15 protein-coding genes are annotated in these 21,773 nt (G+C 43.5%); 9 read left to right on the top strand and 6 right to left on the bottom strand.

Annotated elements, in window-relative coordinates; translation table 11 throughout:
* Positions 1-6: 6 nt before the first annotated feature.
* Positions 7-1,674 carry an energy-dependent translational throttle protein EttA gene (ettA, locus tag PJIAN_RS02720; RefSeq protein WP_068701772.1) on the bottom strand — a complete coding sequence of 556 codons (1,668 nt, stop codon included), beginning with the start codon at positions 1,672-1,674 and terminating at the stop codon, positions 7-9.
* Between the two features lie 238 nt (positions 1,675-1,912).
* On the opposite strand from ettA, the gene PJIAN_RS02725 reads away from it, so the two are divergent.
* Both PJIAN_RS02725 and PJIAN_RS02730 read left to right on the top strand, forming a co-directional pair.
* Positions 1,913-2,521, top strand: coding sequence for a polysaccharide deacetylase family protein (locus PJIAN_RS02725; RefSeq protein ID WP_068701774.1), 609 nt, complete (start codon positions 1,913-1,915; stop codon positions 2,519-2,521).
* 13 nt (positions 2,522-2,534) lie between these two features.
* A complete protein-coding gene (locus tag PJIAN_RS02730; protein ID WP_068701775.1) occupies positions 2,535-3,137 on the top strand; it encodes a hypothetical protein in 603 nt (200 codons plus the stop codon).
* Here the strand turns inward: PJIAN_RS02730 and PJIAN_RS02735 are convergent.
* The 5 genes from PJIAN_RS02735 to ileS all read right to left on the bottom strand — a co-directional run bounded on the left by PJIAN_RS02735 (position 3,134) and on the right by ileS (position 8,773).
* On the bottom strand, positions 3,134-3,835 hold the full coding sequence (locus tag PJIAN_RS02735) for a 16S rRNA (uracil(1498)-N(3))-methyltransferase (protein ID WP_068701777.1): 702 nt from the start codon (positions 3,833-3,835) through the stop codon (positions 3,134-3,136). The two genes, PJIAN_RS02730 and PJIAN_RS02735, sit on opposite strands and share 4 nt — an antisense overlap.
* Before the next feature lie 18 nt (positions 3,836-3,853).
* Entirely contained in the window at positions 3,854-4,078 is a 225-nt protein-coding gene (locus tag PJIAN_RS02740; protein WP_068701779.1) for a C1orf53 family protein, read from the bottom strand.
* Positions 4,079-4,118: 40 nt separating this feature from the next.
* Positions 4,119-4,877, bottom strand: coding sequence for an imidazole glycerol phosphate synthase subunit HisF (gene hisF, locus PJIAN_RS02745; RefSeq protein WP_068701781.1), 759 nt, complete (start codon positions 4,875-4,877; stop codon positions 4,119-4,121).
* A 78-nt stretch (positions 4,878-4,955) separates the two neighbouring features.
* Positions 4,956-5,330, bottom strand: a complete 375-nt coding sequence (locus PJIAN_RS02750) for a TraR/DksA family transcriptional regulator (RefSeq protein WP_068701783.1) — start codon at positions 5,328-5,330, stop codon at positions 4,956-4,958.
* An 86-nt stretch (positions 5,331-5,416) separates the two neighbouring features.
* Positions 5,417-8,773, bottom strand: a complete 3,357-nt coding sequence (gene ileS, locus PJIAN_RS02755; RefSeq protein ID WP_068701785.1) for an isoleucine--tRNA ligase — start codon at positions 8,771-8,773, stop codon at positions 5,417-5,419.
* A 480-nt stretch (positions 8,774-9,253) separates the two neighbouring features.
* Here ileS and crcB point away from each other — a divergent pair, with 480 nt between their 5' ends.
* The 7 genes from crcB (at position 9,254) to PJIAN_RS02805 (ending at position 21,757) form a co-directional block, all read left to right on the top strand.
* Positions 9,254-9,631: a fluoride efflux transporter CrcB gene (gene crcB, locus PJIAN_RS02760; protein ID WP_201787335.1), complete on the top strand. Its 378-nt coding sequence runs from the start codon at positions 9,254-9,256 to the stop codon at positions 9,629-9,631.
* Between the two features lie 2 nt (positions 9,632-9,633).
* Entirely contained in the window at positions 9,634-9,978 is a 345-nt protein-coding gene (locus PJIAN_RS02765) for a DUF190 domain-containing protein (RefSeq protein WP_068701787.1), read from the top strand.
* A gap of 347 nt (positions 9,979-10,325) precedes the next feature.
* Entirely contained in the window at positions 10,326-13,211 is a 2,886-nt protein-coding gene (locus PJIAN_RS02775; RefSeq protein ID WP_084252226.1) for a DEAD/DEAH box helicase, read from the top strand.
* 161 nt (positions 13,212-13,372) lie between these two features.
* Positions 13,373-14,509, top strand: a complete 1,137-nt coding sequence (locus PJIAN_RS02780; protein WP_068701793.1) for an ImmA/IrrE family metallo-endopeptidase — start codon at positions 13,373-13,375, stop codon at positions 14,507-14,509.
* Positions 14,506-15,006: a DUF4411 family protein gene (locus tag PJIAN_RS02785; protein ID WP_068701795.1), complete on the top strand. Its 501-nt coding sequence runs from the start codon at positions 14,506-14,508 to the stop codon at positions 15,004-15,006. The genes PJIAN_RS02780 and PJIAN_RS02785 overlap by 4 nt, the downstream gene beginning before the upstream one ends.
* Positions 15,007-15,313: 307 nt before the next feature.
* On the top strand, positions 15,314-17,755 hold the full coding sequence (locus PJIAN_RS02790; RefSeq protein WP_068701797.1) for a TonB-dependent receptor: 2,442 nt from the start codon (positions 15,314-15,316) through the stop codon (positions 17,753-17,755).
* A 765-nt stretch (positions 17,756-18,520) separates the two neighbouring features.
* Positions 18,521-21,757, top strand: a complete 3,237-nt coding sequence (locus tag PJIAN_RS02805; protein WP_084252227.1) for a SusC/RagA family TonB-linked outer membrane protein — start codon at positions 18,521-18,523, stop codon at positions 21,755-21,757.
* Positions 21,758-21,773 lie beyond the last annotated feature (16 nt).

A 21,773-nucleotide genomic window follows, 5' to 3' on the forward strand; every position in this document is an offset into this window, starting at 1 on the left:
GTCAGATTACATCAACTTCCGGTACCGAATCCGTTTCGGGGCTTCGTCGCCGAGGCGCATCTTCTTGTTCTCTTCGTATTCCGAGTAAGATCCTTCGAAGAAGAATACTTCGGAGTTACCTTCAAAAGCAAGAATATGTGTACAGATGCGGTCGAGGAACCAGCGGTCGTGAGAAATGACTACGGCGCAACCGGCAAAGTCATCCAGACCTTCTTCCAGAGCTCGTAGGGTGTTCACGTCAATGTCGTTGGTAGGTTCGTCAAGTAAAAGTACGTTAGCTCCCGATTTCAGAGTAATGGCAAGGTGCAAACGGTTGCGTTCCCCACCCGAAAGTACACCGCAAAGCTTCTCCTGATCGCCACCGGTAAAGTTGAAGCGGGACAGATACGCACGTGCATTCACCTCCTTGTTGCCGACACGAATCAAATCCTGCCCGCCCGAAATCACCTGATAAACGGTTTTGGTCGGATCGATATCTTTGTGTGTCTGGTCGGCATAGCCCAACTGTACGGTTTCGCCCACATCGAAGGTTCCCTTGTCAGCATGTTCCAATCCCATAATGAGGCGGAAAAGTGTGGTTTTACCTGCACCGTTCGGTCCGATGATCCCCACAATGCCATTCGGTGGCAACGAGAAATTGAGGTTGTCGAACAACAGGCGATCGCCGTAAGCTTTGGCCACACCCTGCGCTTCAATTACCTTGTTACCCAATCGGGGACCATTGGGAATAAAGATTTCGAGTTTTTCTTCCCGATCTCTTTCATCCTCGTTCAATAGTTTATCGTAGGCTCCCAAACGGGCTTTGCTTTTGGCATGACGGGCCTTCGGAGCCATGCGTACCCATTCCAACTCGCGTTCGAGAGTCTTGCGGCGTTTACTGGCCTGTTTTTCTTCCTGCGCCATACGGGTAGTCTTTTGGTCGAGCCATGAAGAGTAGTTGCCCTTCCAGGGAATTCCTTCGCCACGGTCGAGTTCGAGAATCCATCCGGCCACGTTGTCGAGAAAGTAACGGTCGTGGGTAATGGCAATAACGGTACCGGCATATTGTTGCAGGTGCTGTTCCAACCAGTCGATCGACTCTGCGTCTAAGTGGTTGGTCGGCTCATCGAGCAGAAGGATATCGGGTTGCTGTAACAACAAACGGCAAAGTGCCACACGACGGCGTTCTCCTCCGGAGAGGTTTTTCACCGGCGCATCTTCGGGTGGGCAACGGAGTGCATCCATCGCACGTTCCAGCTTGTTGTCGATATTCCAGGCATCCAGATGGTCGAGTTTTTCCTGCAACTCACCCTGACGGGCAATCAGCGCATCAAAATCGGCATCCGGATCGGCAAATTTTTCGTTGATATCTTCAAATTCTTTGAGCAGATCCATCACCTCTTGTACACCCTCCTGCACCACCTCTTTTACGGTTTTGTTGTCGTCGAGATGCGGTTCCTGTTCAAGGTAGCCCACCGAGTATCCGGGAGAGAATACCACCTCACCATTGTAAGCAGTTTCCACTCCGGCAATAATTTTAAGAAGTGTCGATTTACCGGAACCGTTCAAACCAATGATACCGATTTTTGCTCCGTAAAAGAAGGAGAGATAGATGTCTTTCAACACCTGTTTTTGCGGGGTAAACGATTTGCTCACGCCTACCATCGAGAAAATGATTTTTTTGTCGTCGCTCATAGAATTTTTATAGGGTTATTGATTGATATTTTGATATTTATAATTTTGGAATGACAAAGATAAGGAAAATTCTCTTTGCTCCTCAATTTCTACACTATCTGAGGTAAAACCACACCGACAGTTCCGTCCACTTCATTGCCGGATTATAAATTAAGTGTTATCTTTGCTTCTCATAAAACACTATTCGTGCGATCCCCGACGGGTGAACGACCGAAATGGAAAATGACATTACCGCATTATGCTGATAGAACGTCCTTTATGGATTTTGCGCAGACTCTTTCCCAATGCGCTGTGGCGGATGGACAAAACGCAAAAAACGGTTTATCTTACGTTTGATGACGGCCCGGTACCGGAAACAACGCCACAAGTACTGGAAATACTGGAAAAGAACGGCATAAAGGCAACGTTTTTTTGCGTGGGCGACAATGTGAGAAAATATCCGGAGATCTTCAAAATGGTGACGGATGCCGGACACCGTATCGGGAATCACACCTTCAATCATGTACGGGGATTTGCCTTGCAGGAAGAAGAGTATCTGGCAAATGTAGAGAAGGCTTCGGCGCTGATCCATTCCGATTTACTGCGACCACCGCACGGACAGTTGACGCGGAGCCTTTATAAAAAATTGAAAGCAACGCACCGGATCGTGATGTGGGACCTGATTACCCGCGACTATAACCGTTCGCTGTCGCCCGAAAAGATCGTTTCCATCGTAAAAAAATATAGCCGAAACGGCTCTATTATCGTTTTTCACGATTCGGAAAAATCGAACAAAAACGTATTGGCGGCATTGCCCGAGTCTATCGAATTTCTGAAACAACAAGGATATCAGTTCAAAACGCTTTAATAATTCATACTTTATGCGACTGGCAGCAAAAATCATATCTGTTATTTTCCACCCGTTGTTTATTCCAACCTACGGAATCCTTCTGCTCTTCACAACGGCACGTTTTGCAGCAGTACCCTTTTTGCCGAAACTGATTGTTGCCACTACGGTTTTATGTTGCACGGCTATTATCCCGGCACTCATTATTTTCCTTTTTCTGAAACTGGGAAAAGTGACGTCTCTCAATATCGATAAACGTCAGGAAAGAACCCGCCCCTATGTTTATTCGTTAGTTTCGTACATGCTTTGCGCTTATTATCTGTGGAATGTGAATATGCCGCGCTGGTTCGTGATGATGGTGGTGGGAAGCGCCGCCGCGTTGCTAGTATTGTTGCTGGTAAATTTGCGTTGGAAAATGAGTGCTCATCTTTCAGCCATGGGAGGCCTGCTGGCAGGTATTTTTGTGGTTGCCATGCACTACGTTATCAACCCTTATATGCTGATAATAGGAGCTTTATTTGCTTCTGCAGCAGTAGGTTCTTCGCGCGTTATTCTGGATGCACATACCCCGGAACAAACCTTGGCTGGGTTCTTCAACGGATTTATATTCGTAATGATAGCTGGGATGATCTTCTAAAGCGTCATCAACAGGTTCATCGTATGGCAAGCTACCACACCGGCCGTTTCGGTACGGAGGCGGCTTTCTCCAAGCGAAACCGGTTGAAATCCGTTTTGCAGCGCCATTTCCACCTCTTCCGGACTAAAATCTCCTTCAGGACCAATCATCACCAACGTCGATTCGTTTTTGTTGTACAGCTGTTGTAACAGTCGTTTTTCGCCTTCGTAACAGTGGGCAATGAATTTTTGCGATTCGGTGGCTTGTTTCAACAGTTGCTGCACCGGACATGCCGGGTTCAGCTTCGGGAGATAGGCCTTTTGCGACTGTTTCATCGCCGAAACAAGAATCTTCTCAATCCGTTCCAAATTGATATTTTTCCGTTCAGAGAAACGGCAGAAAACAGGCGTAATCTCGTCGATCCCAATCTCAGTCACCTTTTCGGCAAACCACTCCAGACGATCCATGTTTTTGGTAGGAGCAATTGCAATGTGAATCCGCGAAGCTCTTCCGGTCTCTGTTGCCTGGCGGTTGATGATTTCTACCGCTGTGTGCTTAGGATGCGGCGCTACAATTTTTGCCCCGAACATTCCACCTTGGCCATCGACAATAAGCACCTCTTCTCCGGCTTTCATACGCAATACTTTCGCACAATGGAGGGACTCTTCTTCGGAAAGAACAGAGGTTTCAAGAATATTTGGAGAGTAAAAAATAGTCATGTGTGGTATGATTGCAAACTATAGTCCGTATTTTTCTGCGATGCCAGACCGAAGGTTCCGGTTTCCCTTCACTGCTTTGGGAGAATAGGGACAGTTGGGGCAGCCGTTTGAACAGCAATAACCCCGTTTGGCAAGATAAAATTCTGTCATAATACGATACCCTTCGGGCGCCATATAATAATCCACACCTTCTTGTAGGTTGCTACAAAATCCGGGGCTTGGCGAGTCATCGAGTAAGGGCATCTGTAAAAAGATTAATGGGTTCCTGTAAGGCGAAGAGTAATTATATTCTCACTTCCACGCCTTTGCTTCTCAAATAGCCTTTCAGGTCGGGCAACTCAATTTCTCCGTAGTGAAAGAGGCTGGCTGCCAAAGCAGCATCGGCTTTTCCCTGTTCAAACACATCCACAAAGTGATCCATATTTCCGGCACCACCGCTGGCAATAACCGGCACCGATACGCTTTCCGAAACCATGCGGGTAAGTTCCACGGCAAAACCGGCTTTGGTTCCGTCGTGATCCATCGAGGTGAGCAAAATCTCTCCGGCACCGAGGTCAACCGCCCGTTTCACCCATTCGTAGGTACGCACTTCGGTCGGAATACGGCCGCCGTTGAGAAACACGATCCATTCGCCGTTCACAAACTTAGTATCGACCGCCAATACCACACACTGCGAACCGAATTGTTTCGCCAAATCATTAATTAGTTGCGGATTGCGCACAGCCGCCGAGTTAACCGAAATCTTATCGGCTCCGGCATTGAGCAGTACCGAAACGTCATCTACGCTACTGATACCACCTCCTACGGTAAATGGAATATTAATATGTTGGGCAATGCGGGTAACCAGTTCGGCAAAAGTCTTACGTTTTTCGTGCGTAGCCGTGATGTCGAGAAATACCAGTTCATCGGCACCCATCTGAGCATAGCGGCTACCCAGTTCAACAGGGTCACCAACTGCCTGTATATTAACAAAATTGATTCCTTTTACGGTTTGCCCGTCTTTGATGTCGAGACAGGGAATGATACGTTTGGTAAGTGGCATAATGAAGATGCTTATTAATAAAAAAACGGCAACCGGTACATTTTTCCCGATTGCCGTCGCAAAATGTACGGTTGTAAGTTACTTGCCTCCTTTGGCCTCGATGCTCAATGTGGCATGAGGAACAGCGCGAAGGCGTTCTTTCGGAATCAGCTTGCCGGTTTCGCGGCAAATTCCGTAAGTTTTATTTTCGATGCGAACCAAAGCGGCTTGCAAGTGTTGTATAAACTTCATCTGGCGCTGAGCAAGGCGTCCTGCTTCTTCTTTCGACAAAGTTGAAGCTCCCTCTTCCAACACTTTGAATGTGGGAGAAGTATCGGTGGTATCATTGCCGTCCATATTGGTCAGACTCAGCTTCAGCAGTTCATAATCGTGTTCTGCTTTCCCAAGTTTTTCCATAATAATGGCGCGGAATTCCTCCAGCTCTGCATCCGAATAGCGTGTTTTTTCTGCCATTGCAAATAAATTTTAGGTCGTTTTTAAGAGAGCGCTAAATTATAGATTCTATAAGAGATTACAATACGTTTTTTGTTTTTTTTAGATTACGCCTTGGTCACTCCTATTTTAACAATAAACTCTTCAAAATCCAGGTCTACAGCTTCTTCCACTTTTTCGTGCAAAGTAATCGAGTTTGCCAGTGTTTGAGTTGCAATATAAGCAGAAAAATCAGCAATTGCATCATTAATTTCGGCTTGTTTCTCAATTTTCACAACGATGCGGTCAGTAATTTCGTAACCACTTGACTTACGGATATTTTGAATACGGTTCACAAATTCGCGGGCAATACCTTCTTTGCGCAATTCGTCAGTAATAGTGATGTCGAGCGCCACGGTGAGACTACCATCGTTGGCAACCAACCAGCCCGGAATATCTTCCGAAATAACTTCTACATCAGCTAATTCAACAGTTGCTTCCTGACCTTCGATAGAGAAAGTAAACTTACCATCCTGTTCCAGTGCTACAATATCTTCCTGTGACATCGACGTTGTTGCTGCTGCCAGCAGTTTCATGATCTTACCGAATTTCGGGCCAAGTTTCTTGAAATCGGGCTTGATACGTTTCACCAGAATGCCGGAAGTGTTGTCAACAAAATTGATCTCTTTCACGTTGACTTCGTTCAGAATCAAGGCTTTGACAGCTTCAATATTTTCACGCACCGTTTGATCTTTCACCGGCAACATGATCTTCGACAGCGGCTGACGCACTTTGATATTTTCCTTTTTCCGTAATGAAAGTACCATCGACGAAATTTCCTGAGCCAGCTGCATCCGTTCTTCCAAGGTCTTATCTACCAGTTCGGCACGATAGGTAGGAAAGTCGGCCAGGTGAACTGAAACGTCGTTGCCCTTGCCGGTTGCTTTGATGAGGTCGTTGTACAATTTATCCGCATAGAATGGAGAGATCGGAGCCATCAGGCGGGCAACCGTTTCGAGACAGGTATAAAGCGTTTGATATGCCGAAATTTTGTCTGTATCGTATTCTCCACCCCAGAAACGTTTACGGTTGAGGCGCACGTACCAGTTACTCAGGTGATCGTTCACGAAATCGGAGATGGCACGGCCTGCGCGGGTCGGTTCGTATGTGTTGTAATATTCATCCACATCTTTCACCAAAGTATTGAGCAGCGAAAGAATCCAGCGGTCGATTTCAGGACGCTGATCGAGTGCAACCTCCGCTTCGGCATACGAGAATCCGTCGACGTTGGCATACAAAGCGAAGAAAGAATAGGTGTTGTAAAGCGTTCCGAAGAATTTACGGCGCACCTCTTCGATGCCATCCACGTCGAATTTCAGGTTGTCCCAGGGCGAAGCGTTGGTCATCATGTACCAGCGCAACGGATCAGAACCATATTTTTCGATCGTCGAGAACGGATCGACAGCATTGCCAAGACGTTTCGACATTTTATTGCCATTCTTATCGAGCACCAAACCGGTAGAAACCACGTTTTTGAAGGCAACCGAACCTTTCACCATCGTGCTGATAGCGTGAAGGGTAAAGAACCATCCGCGGGTCTGGTCGACACCTTCTGAGATAAAGTTTGCAGGGTAATTTGAGCCCGATTCAACCATCTCTTTATTTTCGAACGGATAGTGCAGCTGTGCAAAAGGCATTGCTCCCGAATCGAACCAAACGTCGATCAGGTCGCTTTCGCGCTTCATCGGTTTGCCGCTTTCAGAAACTAAGATAATGCCATCCACATAAGGACGGTGCAGATCGATATTTTCCACCGCATAATTTTCAGCCGTGTAAACACCCGGTTTGAAATTCTTGTACGGGTTTTCCGTCATGAAACCGGCTGCAATCGATTTTTCAATCTCTTCGATCAATTCGGCAACCGAACCGATACACTTCTCTTCCGAACCGTCTTCGGTACGCCAGATAGGCAACGGAGTTCCCCAGTAACGCGAACGCGAAAGGTTCCAGTCGTTGAGATTTTCGAGCCACTTACCGAAACGTCCCGAACCGGTAGAGGCCGGTTTCCAGTTGATCGTATTGTTGAGTTCGATCATCTTTTCGCGGGCAGCCGTCGAGCGGATGAACCAGCTGTCGAGCGGATAATAGAGCACCGGTTTGTCGGTACGCCAGCAGTGCGGATAATTGTGCACATGCTTTTCTATTTTGAACGCTAGGCCTTGTTGTTTCAGCATCACGCAAAGGTCGATATCGAGTGTAGCATCGGCATCGGTCAGCGTGTCGTCGTACGCATTTTTCACGTAACGTCCGGCATATTCGCCATAAGCTTCTGCGTTGACATTTGCAGCAACAAAAGCAGGATCGAGATCTTCGATTTTATAGAATTTTCCGGTAAGGTCTACCATCGGGCGTTGATTGCCATCCTTGTCAATGAGCAACATCGGAGGAATTCCGTTGGCTTTCCCAACGCGGTCGTCATCCGCACCGAAAGTAGGCGCGATATGAACAATACCTGTACCATCTTCGGTGGTTACGAAATCGCCGGTGATGACACGGAAAGCACCTTCGCCCGGATTTACCCAAGGAATCAGTTGTTCGTATTCCATGCCGGCCAAATCGCTGCCTTTCATTTTTGCCAACACTTCGTATTCGTTTTTGCCCATTACCGCACCAAGGAGGCTTTCGGCCAAAATATATTCGCACTCCTGTTTGGAATAAGGATTGGCAGCTTTTACTCTGACGTAATCAATATTCGGGCCAACGCAAAGAGCAGTATTTGAAGGCAATGTCCACGGAGTAGTTGTCCATGCAAGGAAAAATCCGTTCGCGTCGCCTTTGATTTTGAATTGTGCCACGCAAGTGGTATCCTTCACGTCGCGGTAACAACCCGGTTGGTTCAACTCGTGAGTGCTCAATCCGGTACCGGCAGCAGGAGAGTATGGCTGAATGGTGTAACCTTTATAGAGGTAATTGTTGTTATACAATTCTTTAAGCAACCACCAGAGAGTTTCAATGTAGCGGTTGTCGTAGGTGATGTAAGGGTTGTTCATGTCGACCCAGTAGCCCATTTTGCGGGTCAGGTCTTCCCACTCTTTGGTGAATTTCATCACATCCTTGCGGCAAGCTGCATTGTATTCGTCAACGGTGATCTTTTTACCGATATCCTCTTTGGTAATTCCCAGACGTTTTTCAACGCCAAGCTCTACGGGAAGTCCGTGGGTATCCCATCCGGCCTTACGGTTCACGAGGAAACCTTTCATCGTTTTATAACGACAAAAAATATCCTTGATGGTGCGCGCCATCACGTGGTGGATGCCCGGCATTCCGTTAGCAGAAGGAGGTCCTTCGTAGAAAATAAAGCTCGGATGGCCTTTGCGGGTTTCGAGACTTTTGTGGAAAATATCCTGTTCATCCCACTTCTTCAGCACCTCTTTGTTGATATCGGAAAGATTAAAAGACGAATATTCGGCAAATTTCTTGCTCATAAAATGCTAATTATATTGCGATTAACGATTGTGATACTTATTCTGAAAAAACGCCACAAAGTTAGTGATTTTTTACGAGACTTATAACAGGTTTTACCGGCTAATTTGAGCTGAAAATCAGCAGAAACAAAACTGAAACCACAGAATCAATTGTACATCGTAATTCCGGTAGCGATCGGGAGAATTGTAAATATTGATCGAGTATTGAGTCCACTCCGAAAAGTCGAATCTTCAACGCAAAGACACGAAGACACAAAGAAAAATCAATCTGACTTTCAAAGGTATCTGACAATCAACAATCTTTTTTCAAGAGCGCAAAGAGAAAATCTACGATTTTTCAATAAATCTGCTTTTTCGTAGGAAAATCAGTATTGAGAGTTTCGCTTCAAGCGAAGCTCTCAATTATCAAGGTCTTTTTTCTTTGCTCTTTGTTCTTTATTCTGATTTTGCCGTACATTTGCAGAAAGAATTCTGTGTAAAATGTTCAAAACAATACTCATAGTCGGGTCGGGAGGCTTTATTGGGAGCGTGGCCCGTTTTTATATCTCGAAACTGAACCTGCATGTCGATTTTCTTTCTATTCCGGTGGGAACCCTGCTGGTGAATGTGCTGGGCTGTTTCATCATCGGTTTCCTCACGGGTATTGCCGATAAAAGTGCCATTCTGACCGTTGAATGGCGCATGTTCCTGATGGTAGGAATCTGCGGAGGATTCACCACTTTTTCGTCGTTTGCCAACGAAAACCTGATGTTGCTCCACAACGGATTGTTCCTGTCTATTTTTCTTTATACCGGGTTAAGTATTTTGCTCGGCTTTACAGCGGTATATCTTGGTTACGTCACCTCAAATCTGCTTTAAGTATGGAAAAGTCACACAGCATTCTGAAGTTTTACCTCAGCACTACCGACAAACTTAACAACAAGTTATTGTACGAATACATAGTGCAGGAAGCCCGCAAACAGGGCATTTCGGGGACAACCGTCTACCGCGGCATTATGGGTTACGGACTGAGCAGTACCATCTACTCCTCCAAATTTTGGGAACTGACCGAGAAATTGCCGGTAATGATAGAAATGATTGACGAAACCGACAAGCTGGAGGCATTTTACGAGTACCTCGAACCCGAATTGCTCGAAATGCCCAAAGGCTGCCTCATCACTCTCGACCCGATCACCATCAAGCTGCATAAATCGGGGAAGCATTAGAAATTACACTTTTTACCTCTCCTCAACCACTCTCCCGAAGAGAGGCAGTGCTGTTAAGTTCTATGTTTTGCCCGTCAGGGTATACATGTCAATAGAAATCAAGCCTTTTTGTGGCATTTTTTCCCGTAGGGGAATGCACAATGGATGTCCTACGGACAAAAATTGTCAAGCTGGAACAATTTTTCTATTGATATGAAAGCCCTCTGGGCTATAATTGGCCAGAACTTCATCGCCCTGCGAAGTGAAGCGCTTTGCATCTGAATAATGTGTTTGATATAATTGTTCCATCCCTTTTCGGAGCAAAAACAATTTCCTATTTTTGTATACTTCAATAATTGTTCGACCGAATGCTCCAACTCATTGTCTGTATCCGCAAGCATGTCTTATTTGGGTATATTCTAATGCCTTATATGGCAGAATACAATAAAACCACCGCACATTTTACGCTTGTCGAACAATTTACTTCCAAACGCGATTATTTCAAAAAATCTCCGAAAGAAATTCAGCAATTGGTTAAAGCCAGTGCCGAATTGAGCGATCAAAACATTGCGCACCAGTTTTTCAAAAACACCGGCAATCTGAAATCTGCCTGGGATGACGCCAATGAGCTGAAACAGAATTTTGTAAGAGAATACGTAGATAAGCGTATCGATCTTATTCTGAATGTGATGCAGGAGAAAAAACTGCCACTTTTCTTCAAAGATGAAAAATATGCAAACGTCTATACCGACGATCTAATCGAGCTGTTGCCTCAAAAAAGCCGTGCGGTTTTCCATTTTAACCGCATGGAGGATGAAACACGCTATTTTTTGTCAGTTCGATACAACGGAAAGAGTATCCGTTTGTTCGAGAAGGCAGCTTACGTGCTGCATCAATCGCCCTGCCGCATCATTATAGACAACCGCCTCTACTCATTTCCCGATATCGATGCAAAAAAACTGTTGCCTTTCATCCTGAAAGAGTATGTGTCAGTGCCCAAAGCGATGGAGGAAAAATATTTCAAGACGTTCGTTTTACATGCAATACGTGATTTTGATGTAGAAGCGGAAGGTTTTACCATTGAAACGTATCGCGGAAATCCCGCACCTGTGCTTTTGCTTGAGAAAGACCTGCAGGGCAATTACGCGTTTATGCTACAGTTCGATTATCCCGACAAAAGCTGGAAATATTTTGAAGAGCGTAAAGTGTCCGTAAAATTTCAAAACCGGGACGATGAATATTTCTTTTGCAAAACATTCCGCAATGAATTATTTGAAACAAAGGCGATTGAGCGCATAAAAGAGCTGGGTCTCGAATTTTGCAACGATCAGTTTATCAGGATAACCGGGCGCAATCAGGATCAGTATGTGGCTCAACTTGGAGCCATAGAATGGCTGAAAAACAACAGACAAAAGCTGGAAGATGCCAGCATCGGTTTCCGGCAGCATCTTGACAAGGTTTTCTCGTTGGATACGCCCGAGCTGAGGGAAGAATTTTCGGCAAAACGCGATTGGTTCGACCTTAACATTTGGGTATACGTAGGTTCGCAAAAAATCCCATTCCCATCGCTGAAAGAGTACATTTTGGCCAAACAACGGGAAGTTGTGCTTCCTAACGGTGAAATCGCGATTCTTCCCGAAGAGTGGCTGGCTCGTTTCGAAGGCGTTTTTTTGATGGCCGAGGGAAAATACGACAAAATGAGGTTGTCGGTGCAACATGCCAATTTGTTGCGAGCCGAAGAAGAACCGGAAGACAAGATTTCAGCAGAGAAGAATTCGCCGCTCGGATGGCAGGAAGCGCCGACAGGGCTGAATGCATCGCTCCGTCATTACCAAATGATTGGCTACAACTGGATGCTGGCGTTGCTTCAGCAAAACCGTGGTTTTTGTCTGGCCGACGATATGGGGTTGGGAAAAACCATCCAGGTGATAGCTGTATTGCTGCACCAATTACGAACGATTGACAATCAGAAAAATAGTGACATTCAGCCGGGACTGTTTGACGAACCGGCAAGAAAGACGTATCAACCCAATTTGATTGTGGTGCCTACGTCGCTGATATTCAACTGGCAACAGGAGATCCGAAAATTTGCCCCATCGCTCACCGTGTGGGTGCATCACGGACCTGCCCGCGACCGTTCGCTGGAACGAGCAGCAAAACGTGCCGTCATTCTTACCTCGTACAGTCTGGTGCGCAATGATATCGATCTGTTTAAAAACATTCATTTTCAGAATATTATTCTGGACGAAAGTCAGTACGTGAAGAATCCGGCATCGAAAACCTATCAGGCATTGATGCAATTATCCGCCGATCACAAACTGCTCCTGACCGGTACTCCGATTGAAAATTCGCTTGCCGACCTGTGGGCGCAAATGAATTTTGCCAATAAAGGTTTCCTCCATTCGTTTTCGTATTTCAACAGCAATTTCATCGATCCGATCGAAAAAGACAAGAATCCGCGACGTGAAGAGTTGTTGAAAAAGATGATAGCTCCGTTTATTTTGCGACGAACGAAAGAAGAGGTGGCTCCCGAGTTGCCGAAACTCTCGGTACAGGTGGTCTATTGCGAGATGGAAGAAGATCAGGCCAAACTCTACGAAGAAGAGAAGTCGAAGGTGCGGAACGAAATTCTCGAAACCCGCGAACAGGCCAGTCGGTTGAAGATGTCCAATTATGTTCAACAGGCACTTACCCGCCTGCGCCAGATTGCCAATCATCCGGCTTTGTGCGGATACGACGATTACCCTTCGGGCAAGTACGATTCGATTATCGAAGCGCTGGAAAATGTTCGCAACCGGAAGCATAAAGTACTTATATTCTCTTCGTTTGTGATGCACCTGAATCTTTTTAGGACTTATTTTGAGGAGAACAATCTCGACTACTGCATGTTGACGGGCGAAACCACCAACCGACAGGAAGTGGTGGAACGCTTCCAGAACAACCGGGATATCTCCTTCTTCCTGATTTCGATCAAAGCCGGTGGCGTAGGACTAAACCTGACCGCTGCCGATTATGTCTTTATCGTCGACCCGTGGTGGAATCCTGCGGTAGAGATGCAGGCCGTCAGTCGGGCGCACCGCATCGGACAGCAGCAGAATGTATTTGTTTACCACTTTATTACACGGGGAACGATTGAAGAAAAAATACGGCTTTTGCAGGAAGAAAAAACAGGATTGGCCAAGACTTTCGTCAACTCCGAGAACAATATTCAACCCGCCGATCTGGACGCTTACCTCGAGCTGGTGATGGAATAACTTTTTCAATTGTTTCATCTTCCTCATGGAGCAACCTAAACTATTAATAATTGCTGATTCAAATGAATTTAGTTACAGTTAAACTCAGCAATAGCTATATCTGGCAGGACATAGATCAATCCTTGAATTGAAAAATTGATAAATCTACTTATCTTTGCACTATGAAACAAGTTGTTAATATCACTCCAGACATGATTAGCTGGGCTATAAAACGTGCTGGCTTCTCTGTAGATGTTTTTATTGAGAAACATCCCCAGATAGTGGCATGGATAGAGGGAACAAAACAACCGACCGTCAAACAGCTAGAAGATTTTGCCAGAAAAACTTATCTTCCTTTTGGCTATTTTTTCTTACCCGAACCTCCGAAGGAAGAACTTCCTATTCCTTTTTTTAGAACCAATAATAATGTACTAGCGCAAATCAATATCAATGTATATGATACGATTTTGTTGCTACAGCAACGTCAGGACTGGCTCAAAAACTATCTTATAGACAACGAATTTGACAGACTGGATTTCGTTGGAAGATTCAGTAACAATGACGCTGTTAGTTCTATTGTTGAAGATATAAGAAAGACTCTGAATTTACATGAAAGTTGGGCTTGTGAATTCAAAACATGGGAAGCTGCTCAAAACCATCTTGTAGAACAGATAGAAGATAAAGGAATCATTGTCGTTTTTAATGGTGTCGTCGAGAATAATGGCTATAGAAAAATTCCTGTAGATGAATGTCGTGGATTTGTAATGGTGGATGCCATGGCTCCTTTTATGTTTGTAAATAATGCTGATAGCAAGGCTGCTCAAATGTTCACGATTTTACATGAATTAGCACATATATGGATAGGCAGAAGTGCTGGTTTTGACTTCAGAAAATTACAACCTGCGCAAGATGCAAACGAACAACTTTGCGATAAAGTTGCTGCAGAATTTTTGGTACCCAAAAATACCTTTATTTCTTTTTGGAATCAAAAACCTAATTATAAAGCGGCTTCTCATTTTTTCAAAGTAAGTGAAATTGTTATTGCACGTCGAGCATTAGATAATGGATTAATTAGTAAAGATGCTTTCTTTTCTTTCTACGAAGAGTATATTCACCGTGAATTTGCAAAGAAAGAAGATCAGACAGGAGGCGGGGACTTTTATGCAACAGCTCGCAAAAGATTAAGTCTCACATTTGCCACACACGTATTTAATGCTCTACGGTCTGGAGATTTATTATACAGAGATGCCTATAAACTTACTAGCTTAAAAGGGGACACTTTTCAAGCCTTTTTTGCCAAAAATTTTAATATGGCATGAAGGTATACGTCTTAGATAGCAATTTCTTTATACAAGCACATCGGGCATATTATCCTCTCGATATTGCAGTAGGTTTCTGGCTAAAAGTGAAACAGCTTGCACATGAAGGCAAAATCATCAGTATCGACAAGGTTAAAAATGAATTGTATGACAAAAATGATGAGTTAGAATTATGGTGTAAAGAAAATCTACCTGAAAACTTCTTTCAGGAAACAGATGACATCATGCCGGCTTACTCCCGTTTGATTTTATGGACAAATACTCAAAGAAGTCACTTTTTACCCAAGGCTATTGATGAGTTTTTAGATGCGGATGAAGCTGATGCCTTCTTAGTTGCTTATGCTTTGACAGACAATCAAAATAGAGTAATTGTCACTCAAGAAGTAAGCGAGCCCACACGCAAAAATAAAATTAAAATACCTCAACCTGCAAATGTTTTTCACATTCGATATGTGAATGCCATGACCATGTTTAGAGAACTCGGCGAATCTTTTTAATATCTCATTTCTTTTCGCGAACCTTTCGCCCAATACACTTCCCTCGAAATGGTTTCGGAATAATAGCCAGTCAAATTTTGTTTTTAACATTTCTTGAGCTACCTTTGCAGCCTGAAAAGCAGAATTGCGGTGTACAACGCAACATGCTGTTTTTCAATCTATCCATAATTGGGGTGCCTTATCATAACGGGCTGAGATTATACCCTTTGAACCTGTCCGGGTAATTCCGGAAAGGGAATGAGCATTTATCCTCATCGTTTTTTAAGCCCTCATCACATTTTGTTAAACTCTAAAAAAACTGAATGTTATGAGAAAAATTTTGTTGGCTGCCTTGGTGCAGTTATTTGTGCTATCCCTTTCGGCACAGAGCGTTGTGAAAGGGCGAGTGGTAGACGAAACCGGACTGCCGCTTCCGGGAGCTTCTGTTGTTATTGGCACACAAGGACAAAGTACCGATGCAAACGGGCTATTCAAATTCAATTCTGTGTCGGGTAAATCGGCAAAAATAAAAGTTTCTTTTGTGGGATTTTCAACTGTAGAACAAGCTGTTAAAGTTCCGTTCAATGGTGAAATTAAGTTGCAAAAAACATCCCGCCAGATGGACGAAGTGACTGTGCTTTCGACCCGGGCTACCGATAAATCACCGGTGGCTTATACCAATATCGACAAAGAAACACTGGCAAAGAGCAATCTGGGACAGGATGTGCCCTACCTGCTCTCCCAAACTCCGTCGTTTGTAGCCACTTCCGACGGCGGAACCGGTATCGGCTATACCTATTTCCGAATCCGTGGCACCGACGGTTCACGTATAAACGTGACTATCAACGGAATTCCTTATAATGATGCTGATGAGCAGGGAACCTTTTGGGTAGATGTTCCCGACCTGACCTCCTCGCTCGAAGGGATGCAAATTCAACGTGGCGTGGGCACTTCCACCAATGGTGCAGCCGCATTCGGTGCCAATATCAATTTGCAAACCGAAAACTATGCTCCGAAAGCATCGGGCGAACTCAACATGGCCTACGGTTCGTTCAATACGTTGAAAATGACTGCCAAGGCAAGTTCAGGCCTGTTGAACAATCACTGGGCAATCGACACACGTCTATCTTCAGTAACCTCTGACGGTTATATCGACCGGGCATCTGTCAATATGAAATCCTATTTCCTGCAAGCCGGTTACTACGGAGAAAAAACTACCGTAAAGTTTGTTACCTTCGGTGGAACAGAAAAAACCTATCACGCCTGGGATGGAGTGCCAAAAGACTCTCTGGCTACGCACCGTACCTACAACCCCTGCGGTTTTATGGGCTACGACGCAAATGGAACCCCACTCTATTACAAGAATCAAACGGACAATTACACGCAAACCAATTATCAGTTGCTTGGCATTCATAGTTTCTCGCCAGCGTTGACTCTCAATGCAGGTTTGCACTATACCCGTGGTGATGGTTATTACGAAGAATATAAACAGGATCAGACTTTGACAAAATATTCATTAATACCCTTCACCGTAAACGGAACAACTTACAAGAAAAGCGATTTGGTTCGGCAGAAAAAAATGGGCAACGACTTTGCCGGTGCCGTCTTTTCATTGAATTATAACAAGGAAAAAATTTCTGCTCAGTTTGGAGGCGGAGTTAATCGCTACTGGGGCAATCACTGGGGCGAAGTCATTTGGGTGAAAAATTATTTTGGCAGCCTGTTACCAAACTCGGAATATTATCGCAGCAAAGTAAGTAAATGGGATGCTAATATTTATCTGAAAGCCAATTACGAACTGCTTCCCAAATTTAATGTTTACGGAGATCTTCAATATCGCCGCGTGACCTATTCATTGAACGGAACCAACGACGAATGGGACGATGCCGTTAACGGAATGCAAATTCTGTCTGTCGATAAGAAATTCAATTTCTTTAATCCGAAAGCAGGTGCACTCTATCGTCCCGATAAAAACAATGAAGCATTTGCATCGTTTGCTGTTGCACACCGCGAACCGACCCGCACCAATTACACCGACGGTTCTGCCGAAACATGGCCAACGAACGAAACATTATATGATTATGAAGCCGGGTACAAATTCCATAATTCACTATTGACTGCCGGAGTGAACCTTTATTACATGTATTATCATAACCAATTGATTTTAACCGGCAAACTCAACGATATCGGAGAAGCCCTGACATCAAACATTCCTGTTAGTTATCGCTCTGGTATAGAACTGATAGGCGGGATCAAACCGCTGTCGTGGTTACGTTGGGATGCCAACGTGACCATGAGTCGCAACCGGATTAAAAACTTTACCGAATATGTAGACACCTATTCCGGCGACAACTGGGACTGGGCTGAACAAACGGTAAATCACCTTGGTAATACGCCAATTTCCTTCTCTCCTTCGGTAACAGCCAACAGTTTGTTCACGTTTACCAAAGGTAATTTTGAAGCCGGATTTCAATCGCAGTATGTTGGCAAACAATACATTGACAACACCGGGAATGATGCACGTTCTTTAACAGGTTATCTTGTCAATAATCTTCGACTGAGCTATTCGTTGCCGGTAAAAGGAATTAAAGGAATTGACCTGACGCTTTTACTGAACAACCTGTTCAACAAGCAGTATATCAGCAATGCCTGGACCTATTCTTACTATTATCAGGCAGACCCGGCCAGCCAACCTGAACGCTACAATGATTTCGGGTATTACCCCCAGGCAGGCTTCAATTGCCTTGCAGGAGTAGCAATACGGTTTTGAGCATAGTAACGCGAATTATCAGATATGAACACGAAGGCCCGGGCTTAAAAAGTCCGGGCTTTTTCATTTCCTTTATCAAATCATTCACTTTTATTTTTATATGAGTTCCCATTGCATAATCTTTGTTATATTGAATAGATATATTATCTTTGTGCACAGCTAATGCATTTTGTTGCCATGAAAGAAGAACACCAAAGAAAACAAACTGCCTTTGCCACATTAAAACAAATTATACACGCCATTCAAATAGCTGTAAATTAAAGTTATAAAAACAAATATCATTACAACAAATATCAAATAGTAACTAATATTGTAACTTGTTTTTGCATCCTTTGAAGAAAGGATTTATTGTTTATAGATTTCGTGCACGAACACGAAATTAAGTCGAAAGAGATATTTTCCAATCAAATAAAAGGATATTTGCGAGTTAAATATCCTAAAAACAGGAACAATAATAGGATCTTTTCAACACATAAAGAAACCAACAATAAATATAACCTTAAAATAACAGTTAATATTCATGAAGCTAACATCCTAATCCCTACTCCACATTTCAGATTGCAGGAAGAACAGTACTGCATCCTTCATAAGAATCACCTGTTTATATATCGATTAAGGGAAAAGTTTTGAATTTTCTTTTTCCCATTTGCACCTAAAGTATTTACAAAAAAATACTCCCTTCAATTAATCAAAATTACGTTTTCGTGTTCGGACACGGATAAAACCTTTTTGACCTTTAAACAACTCTCTATTTTCAAAGTGTTTATGAAAAAAATCAAGTGTTTATTTCTATTATTGATCTTATGCTCATTTACTGCTGCGTTAGCTCAGCAGAGTGGCAATGTCACAGGAGTAATTACCGATGAGAAAGGCGAAGCCATCATCGGTGCTGCCGTCAAGCTCAAAGGCAGTACTGTCGGTACCGTTACAGATATCGATGGTAAGTTCTCGTTAAAAGCTCCTGCCAGTTCAGTTTTATCAATCAGTTATGTAGGTTATACTTCTCAGGAAGTATCACTCAATGGCCGTACTTCAATTAATGTTCAATTAAAAGAAGACACAAAAAAACTGGATGAAGTAGTCGTAATTGGTTACGGCACAGTAAAAAAACGGGACTTAACCGGCGCAGTATCTTCTGTAAGCGGTAAAGATCTGGCAAAGAATCCAGTCTCCAATGTAACGGAAGCTTTACAAGGCCATTTACCTGGTGTAAACGTGCTGTCTCAGGATGGTCGTCCGGGCGCCACTGTTTCTATTAAAGTGCGTGGTGGCGGTTCTATTACTCAAAGCAATGACCCTATTTTTATTGTTGATGGTTTTCCTGTCAGCGGAATTTCAGATATACCTGCCGACCGTATTGAAAGTATTGATGTATTAAAAGATGCATCTTCTACAGCAATCTATGGAGCACGCGGTGCAAACGGTGTAATTTTGGTTACTACCAAAGATGCAAAAGGAGAAAAAACATCTGTTACTTACAGCAGCTACATTCAATCCAAAACCGCAGCAAAAACATTAGGTGTTGTAGATAATGCTCAAGATTATGTAGGTTATACATGGGGATATGCCGGACTATTAGCAAATACCTCTACCCCTACCACCAGTTCATATTTCCCAATTGGAACAACCTTTTTTGGTTTGGGAACAGATCCGAATGCAGCGGCCAACTGGGCAAAGTATGGCACAATGAAAACCCATAACTATACAAACGATTTGCTTCGTTCTACACTTTCACAGAATCACAATCTGAGCATATCAGGAGGTTCTGAAAAAACAAAATTGCTTTTTGAAGCCAGCTACCTCAATGATAAAGGTATCCGTATCAATTCGGGATACGAACGCTGGAATGCATCTTTGAAAGTCTCTCATCAACTTGCAAAGAAAATGAAGATGGGATTGAACTTAGCTTACATGCAAGCCACCACTAACGGGAAAAATGATGTTGGCAACTTAGCAAGTTCTTATCAATACAGACCCATAGAACCTCTGGGAGATGGAAGTAACTACAGTGGCTGGGGTAACGGCGATGCCAATGTAGATCTTTCAAAAAATGTAGTAGATATCATCAACAACATTACTCAGGTAAATAAAGACCAGAATTTAAGAGGACAAGCAACTTTGAACTGGGAGATTATTAATGGCCTTATTTTGAATGATGAATTAGGTTTAGGTAGATCCTGGAGTGATGATAAGTATTGGGATAATGGCTATAATACGGCATATAAGTATGCTAAATTGAATGAATCCGCAGGCTGGAATACACGTAATGCTGTCACTTTAAACTATAAAGTACCAGGCTTGGGCAAAAGTAATAGTTTGAATCTTTTAGCAGGACAGGAAGTTGTGTTATCCAACAGTAATAAAACATGGATCTATGGCGCAGGCTATCCTGCTACATTTGGCTTCAATGATGCCTTTGGACAGATCACAATGACAGATCCGAGCAAGGGAAAAGATGAACGTGGTTATACGATTGGAACACCCGACAGAACATTATCTTATTTTGGCCGCGCAAATTATTCTCTTTTAGAACGTTACCTGTTAACAGCCACATTCCGTGCTGATGGTTCTACCAAATTTGCGCCAAACAATCGTTGGGGTTATTTCCCGGCAGCCGCATTGGCATGGCGCCTTTCTGATGAACCTTTTATGGCAAGCGCTAAGTCTTGGTTAGATAACCTGAAAGTGAGATTGTCTTATGGTGAATCAGGAGCCGACAATATCAGCTCTTCTTTGTGGAAAGATGTTTGGACACCTAGTACAGCAACAGTAAACGGAGTCGTTGTAACAACTTACATTCCGGGCTCTTTGCTTCCTAATCCTAATTTGAAATGGGAAACTACCATCTCACGTAACTTAGGTGTTGATTTCGGCTTTTGGAACAACCGTTTGAGCGGTACAGTAGAGCTTTACTATAACACAAACAAAGACCTGTTGCTGAGAGTCCCGGTTGATGTTACAACCGGATATCAATATCAATACCAGAATATGGGCAAAACTTCCAATAAGGGGATTGAATTGTCTTTGAATGCAGGCATCATTAAATCGAAAGATTTTAATCTAAAAGCAGGCATCAACTACAACTATAATATCAATAAAATTGAACAACTGGCTCCTGGTATGATAACCACTTATGGTCAGATTTTCGGATCTACCACCAAACTTCCGACTTACGAATATCAATTAATTAAAGGACATTCGGTAGGTACGTTGATGAGTTATCACAACACTGGTTATTATAGCGTGAATGACTTTGATTACAATGCGTCAACAAAGACATATACATTGAAATCAGGAGTTGCTGATTTCCCATTGAGTGTTAACTATCCGGGTCAAAAACTATTCAATCTTGCTTCAGGACAAAAGGCGTTCCCCGGATGTTTAAAACTGGCTACAAATGCAGATGGTACTGCAACTTTGAATCAATATGACATGACTCCCAAGCATACCGGAGGATTCAATCTGAATGGCAATTATAAGAACTTTGATTTCAGCGCCAACTTTACTTGGCAGATAGGTGGAAAAATATTCAATGCTCAGGCAATGAATGACTTCTATGGAAACAAAGATGGATCTTTAGGAGCAAACCACTTTGCATATTTCAGCAATAGCTACAGATTATGGGAAGTTAAAGACGGACAAATGACATATTACTCTGATCCTGACAATTTGAACCGTATCAATGCAAATGCTTCTTATGCTTTACCAACTTTCGAAAACGCCATAATGCTTGACAACTGGGTTGAAGATGCATCTTTCCTGCGTTTAGCTACATTGACAATAGGTTATACGTTACCAAAATCGTTACTGAAAAAACTGACTATCCAAAATGTGCGTGTTTATGCAACAGGAAATAACCTGTTCTGTTTGACCGGCTATTCCGGACTTGATCCTGAAGTTGACTCGGTTACTTCAAGCGGCAATTTCCCAACTCCGGGTGTTGACTTTAGTTCATATCCGCGTGCACGGACATTTACTTTGGGTTTAAGCGTAACATTTTAATGACATTTAATTGAAA

Origin of the sequence: Paludibacter jiangxiensis, assembly GCF_001618385.1 — a bacterium.
GTDB classification, from domain to species: domain Bacteria; phylum Bacteroidota; class Bacteroidia; order Bacteroidales; family Paludibacteraceae; genus Microbacter; species Microbacter jiangxiensis.